The following is a 17669-nucleotide window of genomic DNA, read 5'->3' on the forward strand; positions in this document are numbered from 1 at the left end:
TGATATACTTTCATAGCTCCGATTTATTCAATACCCCCACTATTCCCCTAAACCCATCCAAGGCAGCCTCCACGTCTTCGATAATTTCTTCAGCCAATTCATCCGGATCGGGTAGGTTGTCTAGGTCTGCTAGGCTTTTATCCTTGAGCCAGAAAATATCCAGATTGGTCTTGTCTCGGGCGATGATCTCCTCATAGGTAAACTTTCTCCATCTACCTTCTGGATTGGACTCCGAATACGTTTCAGATCGCTTGTGTCGGTTGGAAGGATTGTAGCAGGTGATGAAGTCCTGCAAATCCTCCAGCTTCATGGTACCCTTTTTCAGGGTATGGTGGATATTGGTTCGGTAATCGTAGATCCACACTTCCTTAGTCCAAGCTTCCTTGGAGGCGGGCTTGTTGTCGAAGAAGAGCACATTTGCCTTAACTCCATGGGCGTAGAAGATCCCGGTGGGCAAACGCAAGATGGTATGCAATTCGGTCGTTTTGAGCAATTCCTTGCGAACTGTCTCTCCCGCACCGCCTTCAAAGAGCACATTGTCTGGAAGGACCACTGCTGCTTCACCATTGACTTTGAGCAGAGTGCGGATATGCTGTAGGAAATTCAGCTGCTTGTTGGAGGTGGTGGCCCAGAAGTCCTGTCGGTTGTAGCTGAGGTCCTGCTTTTCCTGTTCACCTTCCTCGTTGGTGATGGTCATGGAGCTTTTCTTCCCAAAGGGAGGATTAGCCAGGACGTAATCCACTCGGTTTCCCTCATCTGAAATCAGGGCATCATTGGGCGAAATAAAGGTCTCTCCATCGATCTCTCCGATATTGTGGAGGAACATATTCATCAGGCAAAGCCTGCGTGTACTGGCCACGATCTCGTTTCCGGAAAAGGTTTTGTTCTTCAGGAAATGCTTTTGATCCCTATCCAGCTGATGGTGGGAAGTGATGTAATCGTAGGCCGCTAAGAAAAACCCTCCTGTACCGCAACTCGGGTCATGGATGGTCTTGCCCGGAACAGGCGCCAAGCATTCCACCATGGCTCTGATCAAGGCTCTAGGAGTGAAGTATTGCCCTGCACCGGACTTGGTATCGGCAGCGTTCTTTTCCAGCAATCCTTCGTAGATATCACCCTTTACATCTGCACCTACCAAGGTCCAGTTTTCCTTGTCGATCATGTCGATCACCCGAAGCAACTTGGCTGGGTCTTGGATTTTGTTCTGCGACTTGGTGAAGATCTGGCCAAGTATTCCTTTTTCCGTACCAAGGGACCGCAGCATTTGGGAATAGTAGGCTTCCAACTCGGCTCCTCGTTTCTTGGACAAGGTTTCCCAATTGCAGAATTCCCCATTGGAAATTTCACGACCTTCGGTGTCCTTGATACGTGGGAACTGAATGTTTTTGGAATAGGGAGGCTTGGACATCTCGTCAGCCATCTTGAGGAAAAGCAGGTAGGTAATCTGCTCCAGGTAATCCCCATAGCCAACACCATCATCCCGGAGTACATTGGCAAAATTCCAGACTTTTGATATTAGGGCGGATTCGGTCATATTTTGGCTTTGATTGCTTCTTTAATTAGCTCTTCTCTGCGAGTTAAAAACATGTTGAAGTTCGCCTCAACATCCTCTGAAGAACTTTCAGAGTCAACACTTTTCATTATTGAGTACATACCAGGACTTATGAAGTGTTTTTGAAGAAGTTCAACCACTTTATCTTCTCCTCCAAGTTTGTTCTCCATCACCTTCAGATATTCTCCGGGTGACTTTTTGCTAATGCTTCTATTGGTAGAATTATGGATAAGGGTTCTGTTTAAAACAGAATTGACATTGGACTTAACACCCTTCTCTTCCAAAAAAGCCTTGGGGAAAATATGATGATCATCCAATTCCATACGGGTGAATTTGATCTTATCATCCTCGTAAAAATCTTTCGCGTCATTGATAAATAGAAGGTTGAAAACTCCTTTGTAAATGGAATTTCCTGCATTCTCCTTATCTATCAATTTAAAAGTCTTGTCAAGGCTGTTTCGGAAATCAGAAATCACTTCCGGGATAGAAGCTTCATCTGTAAACCAAGTTTGAACCTCCCTAAAGTCCTTCGAAACCTTGCTTTCCACAGATCCGGCATATCGCTCACTAAACACAGAGCTCCAATACCATTTATTGATTTTTGAAACACTGAAATTTCCTTTTAGGAAAAAGGCCAGATATGGGATCAGCATTGGCGAATAAGGTAGCCACTTGTCAACTCTTGCAACACCATACTCATTGACATCTAGTAATCTTGCAAAAACGCTCGACTCTGCAACCTGAGCAAGTTTATTCCAATTCTCCTCATTCAAAATGGAATCATCTACGCCCAGCATGTCTCGTGCTTTGATGCTTTTTCCGTTTGCTAAAACAAGTGCTTGAATGAAATAGTAGGCTACAGCGGTGTCCCGCTTATTATTAAGCACATACTTTCTTATGTTTTCAGATTCATCAAAAGCAGATTCCCAAAGCATCCTCAAGTTGAGGAACTTGTACATTCTCGCCACCAATAAATCAAACACAGATAGCTTTATTCCTGTCCGGTTAATGCGCTCAAAAAGGACCGCTATGTTTTCAGCCTTCTCATTGATTGGAACATCAAGAGTTAATGCTTGATAGCCGGTAATGTTATCTATGTAATTCTGAATCAATTCACTTTCATCAGAATTGAAATGGGAATCATATTTCGAATACCAAATTTTCGAAAAATTACCAGACATGAATGTCATGGGGATTAGCTTTTGCTGAATCAACTTTTCAAAATTGAACTCTCCATCAGGGAGCAGGAGACTTGTATATTCCCGGTAAGCCTTGGATCTACTTATAACACTGTTTTCCAAATCCCCTTCTAAAAGAGCTGCAATGGAGATGAAAAATGCATAAGGTGTAGTTGCGTTTTTAAGAGGGAAATTTGGAGAGTAAATGGCATAGAAAAATGAGCTTAATCGCTGCTGTCCATCCAACACTAAAATCGAAGGTTTTTCTTGAAAATTTGGATTTAATTCCCTTGCTCCTTCGATAGGGATAGGTTTAAATGGAGGATCTAACGGGTTTACATTGTGGATCAAAAAGTTACCAATGAACATTTTCTCAAGCATAGACTTGATCAGCTCCTCGATATCTTGTCTGGCCCAAACAAAGTTTCGCTGAAAATCTGGAAGCATAATTTCTCCTTTGAATGCTCCTTTTGCCAAGTCCATTAGACTTTTATTTCCTTGGGATAATTCCATTATTTCTTGACTTTACTTTTCTCACTCTTTATCCTCTCCAACAACCTCTCCGCCGGTTCCCAATCGGCTTCCTTGCGACAGGCTTCCACTTCAACTTCCCTGAGTAGGCTGCCTTCAAATGCCTTTTTCAGGATACTCTGACGTAGGGCTTCGGATTTTTGGAGATTGGTTTGGATGGTCTCTGCCAACTTATCCGCTACCGAAAGCCGGGATTCCATTTCTTGGACGATTTGGATCTGTTCCCTTATTTCAGGAAGTTCAATTTCAAGGTCTAAAAGACGATTCTGAGTTAAATTAACTCCACTATCATTTCCTCCTGTTTTTATAGACTCAATCTTATTTATGAATTCCGCCGAATTCATTTTCAACATGAAAAATGAAAGGTTGACCGATTTCTTAAGCCTTATCCTGTAGACCTTATCACAGTTAATTAGTCTTGGTCTTACTTTCTTGACTTCACAACATACACCAACCCGTTCTCTAGGGCCGGCACGAGTTATCAGTATATCACCAATCTTGATTTCATGCTGGCTTCGAGGAACAAGTTCTTTTGGCAGAATCTTGTTCTCTTCTTCAATAAACTTTCCGTGCTGAATAGCCGAGGTTTTTATGACAGCCCACTCATTTGGATCAATTGAAGCTTGATTAATGCATTTTGGACTCCAACCTTGGGAAAGATTGTCTACAATTTCTTCAAGCTTAAATACTCTCCATTCTTCCGGAAGAGAATTTTCCGATCTGAACTCCTCAGTAAATCCCCCCTCAAACGCCTTTTTCAGCACGGCTTGGCGGTAGATTTCGAGTTTGGCTTTGGCAGACTTGAGATTGGAAACCGCATGGTCCAACTCGCTAAACAGTTCCTCGATCCGGGCGACAATGGCCCGCTGTTCGGGGAGGGGGGGAAGGGGAATGTGGTAATTTTCAAGAAATTGCTTGGGTACTCTTCTTAATCCCACTGCTCCGGTCATTTCATGTTGGGCCTCATTTCTGAATTTTGACCGAACTAGAAAGTAGAAAAGAAAGCTTTCATGAATGGCTTTTGAAGGTCTCAATACATGAAATTCAGAAGATCCAAATCCAATTTGATTCTTCAGACCCTTTGCAATGGCAATCTTTCCATTTTCCATACAAGGTGTCACTTTTGCAAAAAGAACATCACCTTCAGCAAAATAGGTATAGTTCTTCTGTTGTACCTCAGAAAACTTTCTTGTCTCAGTAAGGTGAATTTTATTGGCCACTTCTTCTACCAACGCCATTGGAAGAAATTGAACCTCCAATTCGGCTGAAATGGATTCCTTGTTTTTAAGCCTAGGATTCAGCTCACACAATTCGGCTATTTCAACTTCAATCCAATCCGCTTTCATCCTGTAATTTGTTGTAATTCATGGTATTTCTGATCTCCATGCCGATAAATAAAAACCCGGTCGAATGTTGATTGAATTTCAGGTAACCCTCTGTCAAAATTGAAATCCATGGTGATGTTAAAGGGGCTAGCAACAAAAACAAGCCAGATTTGAGAATAATCTCGCTTGTAGTTTTTGGGACGTCTATTCTTCTTTTTAATCTTCTCAATAAGCTGGGAAAATTCCAAAGAAGGAACCAAATGTGCAGAAACGGGAAAAAATGAAGCGGAATCTAACTCCTTTGAATTCCCAATATTGATAGAACTTATGAGTGGTGTTAGGAAATAGCTTCCTGTATAGGGGTCAGGGTTTTCGAAGTATTTATATTCTCCAAGGCTTGGCAAATTTTCTAAAACAAAGGATGCAATTTGTTGAGCGAGAGTAGTTTTTGAGACTTTTTTCAAGCTTGGTGGATTTTCTAATTTTCGATAAAAACTCATTGTCGAGTAAAAAGAGGCAGAAACGTGAGCTTTAAGATTGGACTTGCTCTTAAAGATATCTTCCGCTTTTTGCATGATATCATTAGCCAATCCTTCTTCCTCGACAGGATTTATTCCATTTTCATCCACCTTTTTAAACAATCGGGTGTGCTCTATTCCAATCAAGCCTAAATTGGTTTCCGCCCAAAAATCAGGCTCCGGAGGACATTGGCGATCAGATTCATAAACTTCCAGGCCTTCTACCAAGGTCAGAAATTCATCGATGTGGATTTTTTCAATTGGGGAATCTGCCATTACAAATCAGTCGTCCATACTTTCCAAACCAGAGGATTTGGAGGTGATCTTATACGAGAAGGGGCGGGATTTTTTGGAGACTACCTTGATGATTTCTTCCCAATGTTTGACCAAGAGCTTAACCATCTCCCAATAGGAAAAGCCTGATTTGGAAGGTGGGCGAAAATAAAACATGCCTAAGCCGTGCTTTTCACACAAATCCCTCTGGTGCCTGATTCTTTGGATATTGTAGTCTTGAGTCAAAACGCAGGAGTTTTCCTCGCCTGCAATCGGAATCCATTCCTCATCGGGAGTTCCTTCCCCAAATACTTCTTTGATAGATTTTATCTCAATGGGGTCTTTAATTCCCATTTGAAAATTAAGTGGGGCTTGAAGCAGGTTAAAGCCTCTTGCAAGGACTGGAGCCATATTTTCATCTACATAGATGATCATGCAGCTTCACAGAAATCAATTGCGTCTTGAACCTCTTTCTCTGTAATCTCAAAAATGTAGGCAATAAAGGGTATCGTATCGCCAGCTTTGAAGTATCCATGCAAGGTTTCGGGATAGATGTTTCTTCCGTCCAAAATCGGGTGACCGAACTTGCGCTGAGGATCTACTACGATGGAGTTTTCCTTCCCTCTTGGCCAGAACTTGGCTGCCATGTCCGATTGATCGAAGTCCAGTCGTTTAAGCAGAAGTTTGATGAAAGGAATATTCAATTGCTTTGTTCCATTGAGATTTACCGGAGTTCCGTGATCATCCCAATAGATTTTTTTAGTCTTTGGATCAAAGCTTATTCCTTCGATCACACTCTTTAGAGCAAATGGAAACTTGGTATTAAATGCCTTAGACATTTCCTGATGAGCCAACAACACATCTTTTGATTTGACTCCAGCCTCATGAAACTGCCCCATTACAAATAATTCGATTAAGGTATGGAAGCTAATGGCTCTTGAATCTTCAATCTCCCAAGAATACTTTTCTTGAAAATGCTTTCCCAGCTTACCGTCCCAAAAGTTTGTAATCCACCGATTAGCCTTTTCATAGCTAATATTCAGAATCTTAGCCACATCCCGTGTGACGTAGATTCCTTTTCCTATTTCAGGTTTGTTTTCGAAAGCGATCATTGTTTAAGCGGTTAAAAAGTTTTACAAATTAAGAATTTTAGTTTATGCTCAAATGCATTAGCTCAACCTTATTGTCAGTCATTTTGATCAAAGACTCAGCCAGATGCTTCCGATGGCATTGGCAGATATTCGCTTCAAAACAGGTTATAGCCACCCGATCGTGGGTCTTGATCAGATTCAGAATCTCCTCCTGCTGACTCAGGGTCTGAGGCAAAACGGTGTTTTTGTAATCTTCAAAAAGGATGTCGTAGTCACGCTGTGTGTGGAGTTCTCTCCGCTTGTCAGAGACAATCCCGACCTCGGGGATATGGATAAAACGGATCCCTACCCCATCGCAGGCCATCTGCAGTTGGGATTTATTGAAGCCATACTTCATGCTGTAGGAGTTCTTTCGCACATCGCAGAGCACCTTGACATCTGCTGCCAACAGCTTGTTAATGTATTCTTCCAAACTGAGTCCTTCATAGCCAATGGTAAAAAGGGCCTTTTTATTGGATCTCGGTTTCGTTGACGCAACAATTGACTTCTCCAGCGCATTCAAATACCTGTCCGCTACGGTGCTGTTGATGGCAAAGTATGGATAGTGCATATAGGTGAATCGGATCAGTTCCTCCGAAGAATGGCCTTGAAATTTTGTTTTCAATCTGGCGATAGCTTTTCTATCCTCCGGCTTCAGAGTTGACCAGTAGGCAGTTGGATCGGTCTTTTTCCAAGTTCTTTCTCCTTCCTCCACCTGAGCATATTTCTTCATGGTCGAAAGATCCGCATTGGCCTGAAAGGAAAAGCAACCGAACTTATAAGGAACAAAATGATAACTCTTATCCTCTTGGTAGGTGGTAAACAGCATCAGCAGCTTTTGTAGCTGAAGCTTTTCCAGCTCACCTCCAAAGGCTTCCAAAAGTGCGAGTACTATTTTTCTTCGGTAATACATCATAATCAGGTGCAAAGGTACACTTACCCAAGGCTAGGCAGAAAGTTCTTTATTCAATTCCTCGATAATCGAGACCATTTCTGTCCCAAAAAGATTCCACATTCCTCCTCTTCCTCCAAATTTGTCAAACGGTGTGTAATCCAAATCCTCCACATCGATATGGAAACTACTGGAGATATGATCTTTGATCATCCGCAGCCAATCCACTTGCTCCTCGGTAAAGCGGTTGTGCTGTCCGGCATTTTGCTGGAAGATCCATTTCTGGAAATTCTGATTGACCGTGCGGTCATACGGAGTCAGTTGGGTATCGATCCCGGTTACCTTGCGCACGAGTGATACCAAAGCAATCAGTTCGCTTTTGGGTGAGTTTTCCTTGACTTGATCGAGTTGCTGATAGGCTTCCCAGACATAGGTAGGAGCCAAAAGCGGTCGATCAAGTTTGAGTTGATCGAGCAGATCTTTGATCATTTTCAGGGTCAGTTCCCGTCTGCGATACGGCTGATCGTAGAAGATGCTCAGAGCAGTAATCTCATCCTTGTGCGTCTCGATGTATTCGGCAAACTCTTGCACGACTTGCTGTGCTTTGTCTTGGGTAAAAGTGTCCCACTCGGCCTTGAGGAGTAGATCGGTATTCACATGGTCAATGACCTGATCATGGGCTTTGCGCACTTTCTCCACGTATTCTGTCAGTTCTCCGGTGAATACTTGAGCAACGGAATTCCGAAGTCCCTCCACTTCCTGGGCAATGGTTTTGGAGATCTGATCAGGGGCCTGTCCAACCAAGTCCTGAGCAACTTTTGCCTCGATGCTTTCGATCACATCAGGATTGTAGGCATTCAGCAGGCCTTTGATGACAGTTTGCAGGCTCTTTCCTTGGGCCAGTTCGGAAAACTTCTCTTTCTCGGGTTCCGTCAGTTCTTTTTCCAATCGTAGAAGTCGGTTGGCCAAGGAGAGAAACAAATCCTCATCCTGAGCCCCCATTTTCACCGCTCCGAGTAGATCCTTCAGAGGAACAGAAGGCTTTCGCTCCAGAGGTCGGCTGTCTGTCTTTTTGGATTTTATCGCACCGATCGCATCCACGATCACAAAGTGTGTTTTGGTATGCTTGGCGGTACGGGTCACCTTTTGCAAGTCGTCAAACTTGATCGTGCGGGTACCCCGGCCTTTCATCTGCTCGAAGTAGTTAATGCTTTTCACATCCCGCATAAATAGCAGGACCTCCAAGGGCTTCACATCTGTGCCTGTGGCAATCATATCCACCGTCACGGCAATTCGTGGAGCCCAGGAATTACGAAAGCGGTTCAGTACCGACTTGGGATCTTCCTCGATCTTGTAGGTGACTTTCTTGCAAAAGTCATTTCCCTCGTTGAATTCCTCCCGGACAATTTGAATAATGTCATCCGCATGGCTGTCCGTCTTGGCGAAAATCAGGGTTTTCGGTACTTCAAATTCTCCCTTTTCATCAAATCGGTCGGGAAAAATAGTAGGCAAGGCTTCTTTGAAAGCTCGGATCACAGTCCGTATTTGATTGGGATTGACAATGTCCTTATCGAGTTGGCTAGGTTTGTATTCCAAGTCTTCCTCCAATTGCTCCCAGCGTTTACGACGGGTGAGTTTTTCACGCTTGTCCACAAACTCCTTTGCCTTGATAATGGATCCAGCTTTGGTGATTTCGGTCTCGATGGTAAAGACATCATAAGGCACATTCACCCCGTCCAGCACCGACTCTTCGTAAGTGTATTCGCTGACCACGTTTTGATTGAAAAATCCAAAGGTGCGCTTGTCAGGTGTCGCTGTTAGGCCCACCAAGAAGGCATCGTAGTAATCCAGCACCTGCTTCCAGAGGTTGTAAATCGAGCGGTGGCATTCGTCTACGATGATAAAATCAAACTGCTCGATGGGATTCTTGGGATTGTAGGCCACAGGAAGTGGTTCTTTTTTCTGCCAAGTCCAAGCTGATTCGTTTGGGTTTTCTTCCTCGGCTGATTCATCGAGTTCCTTTCCTTGAAGGATGGAATACAAGCGTTGAATCGTGGAAATACAGACTTGCGCATCCGAAGCGATGTATGCCGAACTCAATCGCTGCACATTGTACAATTCGGTGAATTTGCGGTTATCATCCGTAGGCTGAAACTTCAAAAATTCCTGCTCTGCCTGTTCGCCCAGGTTTTTGGTATCAACCAGAAACAAGACACGCTTTGCCTTGGCAAACTTGAGCAAGCGATAGATAAAAGTGCAAGCAGTAAATGTTTTTCCGGCACCCGTAGCCATTTGAATGAGGGCTTTGGGGCGATTTTCTTTGAAAGAATGTTCGAGGTTTCGGATTGCCCGGATTTGTGCTGGCCGAAGTCCGTCCTCATCCAGATGGGGAATATCCTGCACCCTTGCCCGAAGCGGCTTGGATTGGCCTTGCCACTCGGAAAATGTCTCGGGTCGATGGAACGTGAATACAGGTCTTGAACGAGGCTTGGGATCACGGTAGTCTGTAAATCGGGTCAAGGCTCCAGTACTTTCATACACAAAAGGAAGATCCCCGTGATTCAGGTATTTCAGTTTGCTTGTCGCATACTCAAAAGATTGATCCTCCACTGTTGTCAATCTTTCACCTTCTTCTTCACGCTTTGCTTCGATGATTCCTAGCGGTTTTCGATCTACAAAAAGAACATAGTCGGCAGGACCTGAAGAAGTTTGATATTCCCGAACAGCAATTCCCCTACCTGCTGCAAGATTGACTTCATTTTTGGATTGCACCACCCATCCTGCCTGAGCCAATTGATCATCGATCAAGTCTCTTGCGATTTGCTCTGGATTTTGGTTGGGTTGAGGAGTCATGAAAAAGTGATTTCAAAGGGTTCAAATTATGGATTTAATTTGGGAAAATTAAAAACTACCTCGCATTTTACCATTTGGAATTTGTAATCAAACCCAGTCTAAGAGTAATACCATCATCGTTAGGACTGGTTGGGATTTACCTACCCCCTCTGGGAATCTACCCGCCCTGCATCCCGGCCCAAGGCTAATATCTTTTACATAAAGATTTTTTTCCTTGTCCTACCTCGTGTCCTAGCCATCTTTCAATTGGTTTTTATCCCTTCCCGATACGCTACGCTTTTCGGTGCAGGCTGATTAAGTCAAGACGATCATGAAGTGGAAAGCTCAAGGCTAGAAATCCATATGAGCTTATTCCCGCTGGGATTTCCAAACCGAGAAGGTGGACACTGTCCTAAGGAAGCCGTATTGCCGCCAATGCCCACTCTGGGAGTAGTCAAATCATTGTTAGGACTAGGTGGAATTTGCAATACCACCTCACCCCAGCCCTTCCCGAAATCGCTGAGCTCATCGGGACAGGCTTCCTTGAGGAGAGGGCGATCGTCCGGTAGAAAATCCAAGATTAGTAATCCTTTAGCACTTCTCCCGGTTACTCTCGCTGGTTATCAAAAGCTTCGTTGTGCTGAGAAAGGGGATTTGAGGGGATTTCCTAGCCTTACAGTCTGGCCCTGAGCTAAATTCCTCCTTGCAGCCCAGCCTCCTGATCTGCTATGCTACTCAGGACAGACTTTCGCTAGATTAACCCTTAATGGGTTAATCCTTCAGGCTCACTCCCATTTCTTTGGCGCAAAAACCTGATATTCCACCCTAAAAAAAAAGCTGATCTTAAAAATCATTACTTTTTTCTTCCAAGAACCGAAGTGCAGGGTAGGCAAACTACCTTGCATCACTCATTTTATCTTTTCAAGACAACTTTCTTTCCATAGCAAACGGAACAGGTCTCCTGTCCCTCGTACGAGGACGGGGTAGTATAGCTGGTTGTTTTGATGTAATCACCCGAAACCGTGGAGCCTGATACCAATTCGGGTTTGGAATATACCGTGATTGGAGTCATTTTGAAGGTCTTGGTTACTTTTCCCGAACCCGCGCAAGCATAACAAGAGGTCATAAATTGATCTGAACTTTCATTGAGAACCTTGTAATCAGTTTCTGTCAATGGCAGATAAGTTCCATTACTCAATTCCACTCCCTTTTGAGTTCCGTGCAAAACCATGAATTTTTCACCCTTATAAAGAATTACTTGTCCATATTTCAGATTTGTAGCCAAGTTCATTTCAGACAGCTCCTCCAGTTTGTATTCGGGCAATGGACTTTGATTTGCCGAGGCCGCTCTTTTGGCAGCATTCAAATGTTCTGCTGCTAAAGTCTTGTTCCCCTCCCGAAAGGCCATTTTAGCCAGCTCAATATGGGCCCCGACCCGTGTATAGCTGGTTTGAGGGGTAGTTTTCACTACTTCTTCATAGTAAAATCTGGCGCTGTCAGGTTGGTTTTCCCAACGGAAATATTCAGCAAGTTCTAATAGGTAGGATGGGGACTGTTTTCCCGCAAGTCGATAGAGGCTACTGAGATTTAAGCCCTCTTGAGCCTGAAGGAATTCAGGATTACTACGAAGAAACTCCGCCAGTTTCACCAGTGCATATTGAGAGTCAGGAGCTTCCTGCCAACCTTGATAGAGCCAGTTAAAGGCCTCAGCGGGATTATTGTATTCTCGACTGGTGGAATAATAAGTAGTTCCCAACAGCGTTTTTTCAACCCCTTTGAGTTTTCCGGATTGCTCTAAGAGCATGAGTCTTTTACCTACCACCTGCTGATTACCCATAACGAAACAGCATGAGTTGGCAGTAGCACCAAGGTCCACCTCATTGGACAGATTGATATAAAAAGGTTCGGAATTTCTGGAAGAGGCTCTAAAAAGATGGGCCACAGGATAGAGAATACCGTTCATTTCTCCCCCACCATAGTCAAGACTGAGGTATTGAGGGGGAATCTGAACAGTTCCATCGATATGGATTATTCCCCAATTGAAATTTTCATCCTTAACCAAGAGGCTGGACCTTACACCATCGGGATTTTTAATTTCCCGGTAACCTTCTTTAGTGATCTTTTTGAGCTCAAAGTCATACACATAGTAGTTACCGTTTTGGATCAATATTAGAAAGGTATTGCCTCGAGATAAAAACAGTGGAGCCTTAAGGCCACTTTCTTGAGGCACTTTTTCTCCTGTCTGAACATCAAATAGCTCAAAGGTATAGTCCTCTTTGACCCCTATGATATGCTTTCCTTCGTTAAGGATTTCGACAGCTCGGAGATTTTTCATGACCGTTTTTCCTTTGGCATTCACTATTTCATAGCTACCCATGCTAAACCCACTTTTGGTTAGGTTTTGGGAAAAGCAAGGATTAGAAAAAAACAAACTAGCAGCCAAAAGGCTCCAAAAAACGATGGTGTTAACTTGTTTCATTGAACTAGGAAAAGGATGCAAGAAAATAGGGAACTGATTCCTGCCAAATCACTGAACAGGATGAGAAATAGCAGTTGAATTTATGTTTTTTGTTTGCTTAATCACTAGGCAACTGGAAGATTTTCAAATAGAAGGCTTCAAAACAATACCGTCCTCCATAAATATAGAGTTTCACCCTCCAAGCGTAGTCTTTCCTCAGCATCTCCGAAGTTCAGTTCGGGGCTGGGTGGAATTTGCCTTCCCCTCATCCTGGCCCAAGGCTAATTCCGATCATAATCGGAATCACATAAAGATTTCTTTACACCTAGACCTACCCTCGTATCCTAACCAATTTTCAATTGGCTTTTTTACCTCACTCTGTAAGCATCCGCAAAAATCCGGAGCAATTGATCAAGCGATCCCGATCGCATGGGGGTGGGTATAGGAGTTAAAAGGAAGAGGTCAGAAGGCTGAGGTACTCAGGCCTATAAATGCAACTGAAATTCCGATTCAATACTTGTAAGAACCTTGCCGATTTTCCCTAAATAATCGGGACAGGCAGTGCAAAAGTGCTTTCATTTTTTCCTTGTTGTCATCGGAAAGGGTTGTACCCCACACGCAATTCCTTATGACCCTGTAGGGGTCGACCTGTGAATACCTGTGCGCCGTGGCGTAGCCCCGGGTTGCACCCGGGGTTGAGAATCAAGGTTTTGAGTGAGGCGCTGGTGTAAGGTCTTGATTTGAAATACAATCCTTGGTACCAGCGCAATGGAAAAAAGGTATGGTCTAAGGAAGGATTGGGGTTGGGAAGTGGAGCTCAACCATTTGGAATTACAACTCCCTAAAATACTTGGGTCGAATTGCGTCCTGATAGCATTCGGGATCGACCCAGCGGGGTAATGGGAAGTAGTAAAGATCCTGCTTCTGGAGAAGCAGGACAACAGGAACATGCCTTGGTACCAGCGCAATAGAAAAAAGGCATGGCCCAAGGGAGGATTGAGGTTGGGATGTGGGGCTCTACCATTTGGAATTACAAATTCCTATATTCCTGTTTAAAACCCTTATTTAAGCTTTTTTGAGGGGTTTTTGCTTGCTTTTTAGGGGTATTTATTACACCTTTGATTACACCAAAGGACAAAGGAATATTAACCTGAAACTAAGCAAATAATTATGAAATCCTTATTCTACCTGAAAAATGCAGCTGCTAAAGCTTCTGATTCAAATTCAATCCTTCTAAGGTATTACCTCAAATCAACCAAGAAATATAAGGTAAAAGGACTTGGAATCACCTGCACAAAGGATCAATGGAATCAACAGGATCAAAAGGTTAAACGGTCTAATACTAGTCATACCCTATTCAATAGGCGATTGAATAAGATTGCTGAATTGATTGATGAACTTGAAGAAAAGAAAGGATCTGAAAATATCACATCAGAAGATATTGATTTGATTGTTGAAGCTGCAATCAAGAATGTTGAAGTAAAGGAAGTAATTAATCAATCAGAACATATTAATCAGGCCATTGAGATTAAGGTAAAAAGCTTAGTAGTTAATGGAAAATCTGAAGATATGCTATACAGATACAGAAGATTGAAGGATATAATGGGAGCTATAGAAAAGAAATATTCTATTAATATCAATATGGATTACATTGATAAGAATAATCTTCAAATGAAAGAATTAATTATTGAATATGGAAAATCATTAGGCTGGTCAGATACAAATGTTAAGAATATTCTTAATTATACCAATATGGCTATTAATAAGTATAATGAACTTAAAAACAAATCCATTAAGACTTTTAATATTAAATCATTTGAGATCAACCGAGAAGAAGAAAAAGATGCTGTATATATTACTCTAAATGAAATCAAAATTTTTTACAAATTTATTTTTGAACCAACTGAAGAACAATTAAAAGTTCAAAGGATTGATTTGGATTATTTAAAATATTACTTAGTAAGATGTTTTTCAGGTGTAAGATTACAAGATATGAATTCAGACAATTTCAATAATACTAGAATGCAAGATTTTTTTACCAAGAAATCTTTACTTCTATACACGAACAAAAGAAAGAAAACTGTAAATATTCCATTTATCGGTAATTATCTATTTGATCTATGTGAATCTTTAAGCTGGAATTTTCCAGAATTTTCAACAAGTAGTCAAGTTTCACATTTTGGAAGTAAAGAATCCGTTGCAGTCAAATATTATTATGAATCTTTAATCAAGCCTATTAGAACCATTCAGGTTAAGCGGAAAAAGAAAATTGTATATCCACCTATCACAGAATACTTAACAAGTCATACAGCCCGTAAAAGCTTTGCAATGCTAGTATATGATCTTACTAAATCAGTGCTTCAAGTATCAAAGATGCTTGGTCATTCAAGTACAGAAGTAACCCAAAGATATTTAGGGCTTCCTGATGATTTTGAAAAGTTTGAAATGATTGATTTGAAATTTTGATTAGTGATTAATTAACTATATTAAGTATTCCATATTAATTTTTTAAATCCTGCTGGTTCTACTGCTAGGATTTTTTTATTCGTAGTACCTAATTTTTTAAATAAAAATATTTTTTCCAGTATTTATAATTAAAAAAATAATATGGAAAAAAATTTCAAAATGTATGAGCAAAATGAATTTTCAATTGCTGATACCTTAACTAGGCTTTATCCTGTGAAGGATATTAAAATTAACCCTACAATCAATCCTTTTGAAAGAATTGATCTTTTCTTTACAAATCAAAAGGATATCAAATATGCTTGTGAAATCAAGTGTAGGAACAAATTAAGTCTTGGAATGATGATAGAACAAACCAAATTAATTGAATTGGTGAAGTACTGGAAACTGGGAAATAATTGTAAGTATGTCAATTACATTGAATCAAATGATCAATTGATAATCTTTGACCTAAATTCCAGATTTGAGAGGCTTGATTTAAAGGATATAGCTGATGATCCTTACAATTCAAACCTATATTCATCTATAATTTCAAAAGCTGCAACTGCTGAAGATCGGGGTGAATCGGTTAAGCTGATTAAATTGCTGTATTTCGATCCTAATGGAACCAATGACTTTGCGATTTCCAATTATAGTTCAACTTTAGCCAAAGAAGGAATTAAATTTAATTACAACGGAAAAATCATCAATGAAGACTTTATTTAATCTTGGGCTTATAGGGCTTTCCCTTCTTTGCGTACTATTGGGGTTAATGGCCTGGAACTTCTTCACCGTTTATTTCTTTGGGCTTGCTGTGATTCCATTGATAATCTTTTACGATTTCAGGAAAAGAATAAGTATCCAATAGAACCGATTAAATTTTCACTAAATGAGGATTTTTTATTTGTGGAGGTCATGGATTAAGGATTTTTCCTATATTGAAGAAAAAAGGGAAAGAAAATGGAAAATGAGTTTTTTAAGCCAATTTTAAAGGAAGGTTCCAAAGAGGTAATTGATCACTATCTTTTTCAAGATAATCGATTGACAAAAAATATTCCAGAAGGAATATATGAAGGATTAGATGATTCTATAAAAAAATTTAAGTTTTTTTCAATTGGATTTGATTCTTTACAGAAATTTAAATCAGTAATTAAGGAAGGAAAATTCTTAGAATTTAGTGATTGTTCTTTTGGAGAATTTGATTTAGCAGAAATATCAAATTGTCGAATAACATTTTCAAATTCAATTAGGAAAACCTCAGGTTCTTTAACTTTTTTACATTGTAAAAATCTAGAAATTTTTATCTCAGTATCTAGTAGTTTCCCAAACTTAAATTTTTTAAATTGTATTAAAAATACACTTAGAACTTTTTATACTCCAAAAATATTATTAACAACTTATTACTCTGATTGTGAGGATTGTATAATTGACGTTAATCTATTTTCAACATTTCAATTTTCATTAGATTCACGAAAATCCACTTTTGGGAAAATTAAAGTATCAAAGTGTAAAATATCCAAATTTCAGTTTGATACTGATAGCTCTTTTAATGAACTACAATTAAACAATATTTTATCAGACACAAGTTTAAATCTTGATATTTCAAATTTTGGATGCGAATTAATACAAATATATAGTTGTAAATTTAAATATATTGAAGTACATGGTAGATATTATGGTTCCTTTGAGCCTGATGATATATTGATAGAAAATAGTTATATTAGAAAGATATCAATATTGAATTCCTCTCCCTTAAAGATAAACAATCTAAAAATTTTCTTACTTACTATCGAAGGTACTGATTCAAAAGATATCAGTATATCACAATCAATTTTTAGTAATATTACCCTTAAGAATTTTAGTATTGCTGAAAATGTAAAATTTAATTCAAATTTTGAAATTGATATGGATAAATTAAAACTTGAGAATTCAATTTTAAATGGGTTAGAGATTAACCCTTCATTTCTCCATCACTTTAGCCAATTTGAATTTAAAAATAGTAGTTTAGAAGGTATTAAAATTGTCAATTTTAATCCAATATCTCAGAATTCAATTGAACGTTCTAAAGATATGACAATTAATCAAAAAATTGATTTTACTAGAGAATTAGCTGAATTAATGGTTAAACAAGGAAATAGATACCTTGCAACGGTTTATAAAGCATTAGAGCAGGATTTTAGACTTCAATCCAATAATTTCACCACTAAATCAGATAAAATCATTCTTACTCTTAATTCTCTTTCCAACGCACACGGGACAAAGCCTGAAAAAGCATTTATTCTAATGCTTGGATTGATATTAATTCATTTTCTGGCAATGAGAGTTGAATTTGCTTGGTTTAATGAAAATCTTTTAGCTTTTGATTTTTTCTGGACTAATCTTTCTTACTATATTAAACCTATTACTTTTATTTCTGACATTAATTATAAAGAATATTCTTTTAGCAAGCCTTTTGTTGTATTGGATTTCTTTTATAAGATTTCATTTGGTTATCTTCTCTATCAGTTTATTGCAGCTTTTAGGAAGTTTAATAAATAA

13 protein-coding genes are annotated in these 17669 nt (G+C 40.1%); 3 read left to right on the forward strand and 10 right to left on the reverse strand.

The annotated features are described in order from the left end of the window. Positions 1 to 10: 10 nt before the first annotated feature. The 10 genes from DDT91_RS03085 to DDT91_RS03130 form a co-directional block, all read right to left on the reverse strand. Positions 11 to 1534, reverse strand: a complete 1524-nt coding sequence (locus DDT91_RS03085; protein ID WP_187174670.1) for a class I SAM-dependent DNA methyltransferase — start codon at positions 1532 to 1534, stop codon at positions 11 to 13. Beyond that, a complete protein-coding gene (locus DDT91_RS03090) occupies positions 1531 to 3243 on the reverse strand; it encodes a DUF262 domain-containing protein (RefSeq protein ID WP_187174671.1) in 1713 nt (570 codons plus the stop codon). The genes DDT91_RS03085 and DDT91_RS03090 overlap by 4 nt, the downstream gene beginning before the upstream one ends. Beyond that, entirely contained in the window at positions 3243 to 4607 is a 1365-nt protein-coding gene (locus tag DDT91_RS03095; protein WP_187174672.1) for a restriction endonuclease subunit S, read from the reverse strand. Before DDT91_RS03095 ends, DDT91_RS03090 begins: the two co-directional genes overlap by 1 nt. Further along, positions 4604 to 5251, reverse strand: coding sequence for a hypothetical protein (locus tag DDT91_RS03100; RefSeq protein WP_187174673.1), 648 nt, complete (start codon positions 5249 to 5251; stop codon positions 4604 to 4606). The genes DDT91_RS03095 and DDT91_RS03100 overlap by 4 nt, the downstream gene beginning before the upstream one ends. A 135-nt stretch (positions 5252 to 5386) precedes the next feature. After that, complete coding sequence (locus DDT91_RS03105; RefSeq protein WP_187174674.1) at positions 5387 to 5812, reverse strand: hypothetical protein; 426 nt, start codon at positions 5810 to 5812, stop codon at positions 5387 to 5389. Next, positions 5809 to 6489, reverse strand: coding sequence for a DUF433 domain-containing protein (locus DDT91_RS03110; protein ID WP_187174675.1), 681 nt, complete (start codon positions 6487 to 6489; stop codon positions 5809 to 5811). The genes DDT91_RS03105 and DDT91_RS03110 overlap by 4 nt, the downstream gene beginning before the upstream one ends. A 37-nt stretch (positions 6490 to 6526) precedes the next feature. Next, positions 6527 to 7423: a DUF488 family protein gene (locus tag DDT91_RS03115; protein ID WP_187174676.1), complete on the reverse strand. Its 897-nt coding sequence runs from the start codon at positions 7421 to 7423 to the stop codon at positions 6527 to 6529. Positions 7424 to 7453: 30 nt separating this feature from the next. Beyond that, complete coding sequence (locus tag DDT91_RS03120) at positions 7454 to 10252, reverse strand: DEAD/DEAH box helicase family protein (RefSeq protein WP_187174677.1); 2799 nt, start codon at positions 10250 to 10252, stop codon at positions 7454 to 7456. Positions 10253 to 10560: 308 nt separating this feature from the next. Then, positions 10561 to 10809, reverse strand: a complete 249-nt coding sequence (locus DDT91_RS03125; RefSeq protein ID WP_187174678.1) for a hypothetical protein — start codon at positions 10807 to 10809, stop codon at positions 10561 to 10563. A 335-nt stretch (positions 10810 to 11144) separates the two neighbouring features. After that, complete coding sequence (locus DDT91_RS03130; protein WP_187174679.1) at positions 11145 to 12608, reverse strand: lipopolysaccharide assembly protein LapB; 1464 nt, start codon at positions 12606 to 12608, stop codon at positions 11145 to 11147. A 1251-nt stretch (positions 12609 to 13859) separates the two neighbouring features. Here DDT91_RS03130 and DDT91_RS03135 point away from each other — a divergent pair. The 3 genes from DDT91_RS03135 to DDT91_RS03145 all read left to right on the forward strand — a co-directional run bounded on the left by DDT91_RS03135 (position 13860) and on the right by DDT91_RS03145 (position 17669). Continuing rightward, complete coding sequence (locus DDT91_RS03135) at positions 13860 to 15155, forward strand: hypothetical protein (RefSeq protein WP_187174680.1); 1296 nt, start codon at positions 13860 to 13862, stop codon at positions 15153 to 15155. Between the two features lie 141 nt (positions 15156 to 15296). Then, complete coding sequence (locus DDT91_RS03140; protein WP_187174681.1) at positions 15297 to 15857, forward strand: hypothetical protein; 561 nt, start codon at positions 15297 to 15299, stop codon at positions 15855 to 15857. A gap of 234 nt (positions 15858 to 16091) precedes the next feature. Next, the gene (locus tag DDT91_RS03145; RefSeq protein ID WP_187174682.1) at positions 16092 to 17669 is read left to right on the forward strand and encodes a hypothetical protein; all 1578 of its coding nucleotides are present in this window, start codon (positions 16092 to 16094) and stop codon (positions 17667 to 17669) included.

Origin of the sequence: Algoriphagus sp. AK58, assembly GCF_014324365.1 — a bacterium.
GTDB lineage: Bacteria > Bacteroidota > Bacteroidia > Cytophagales > Cyclobacteriaceae > Algoriphagus.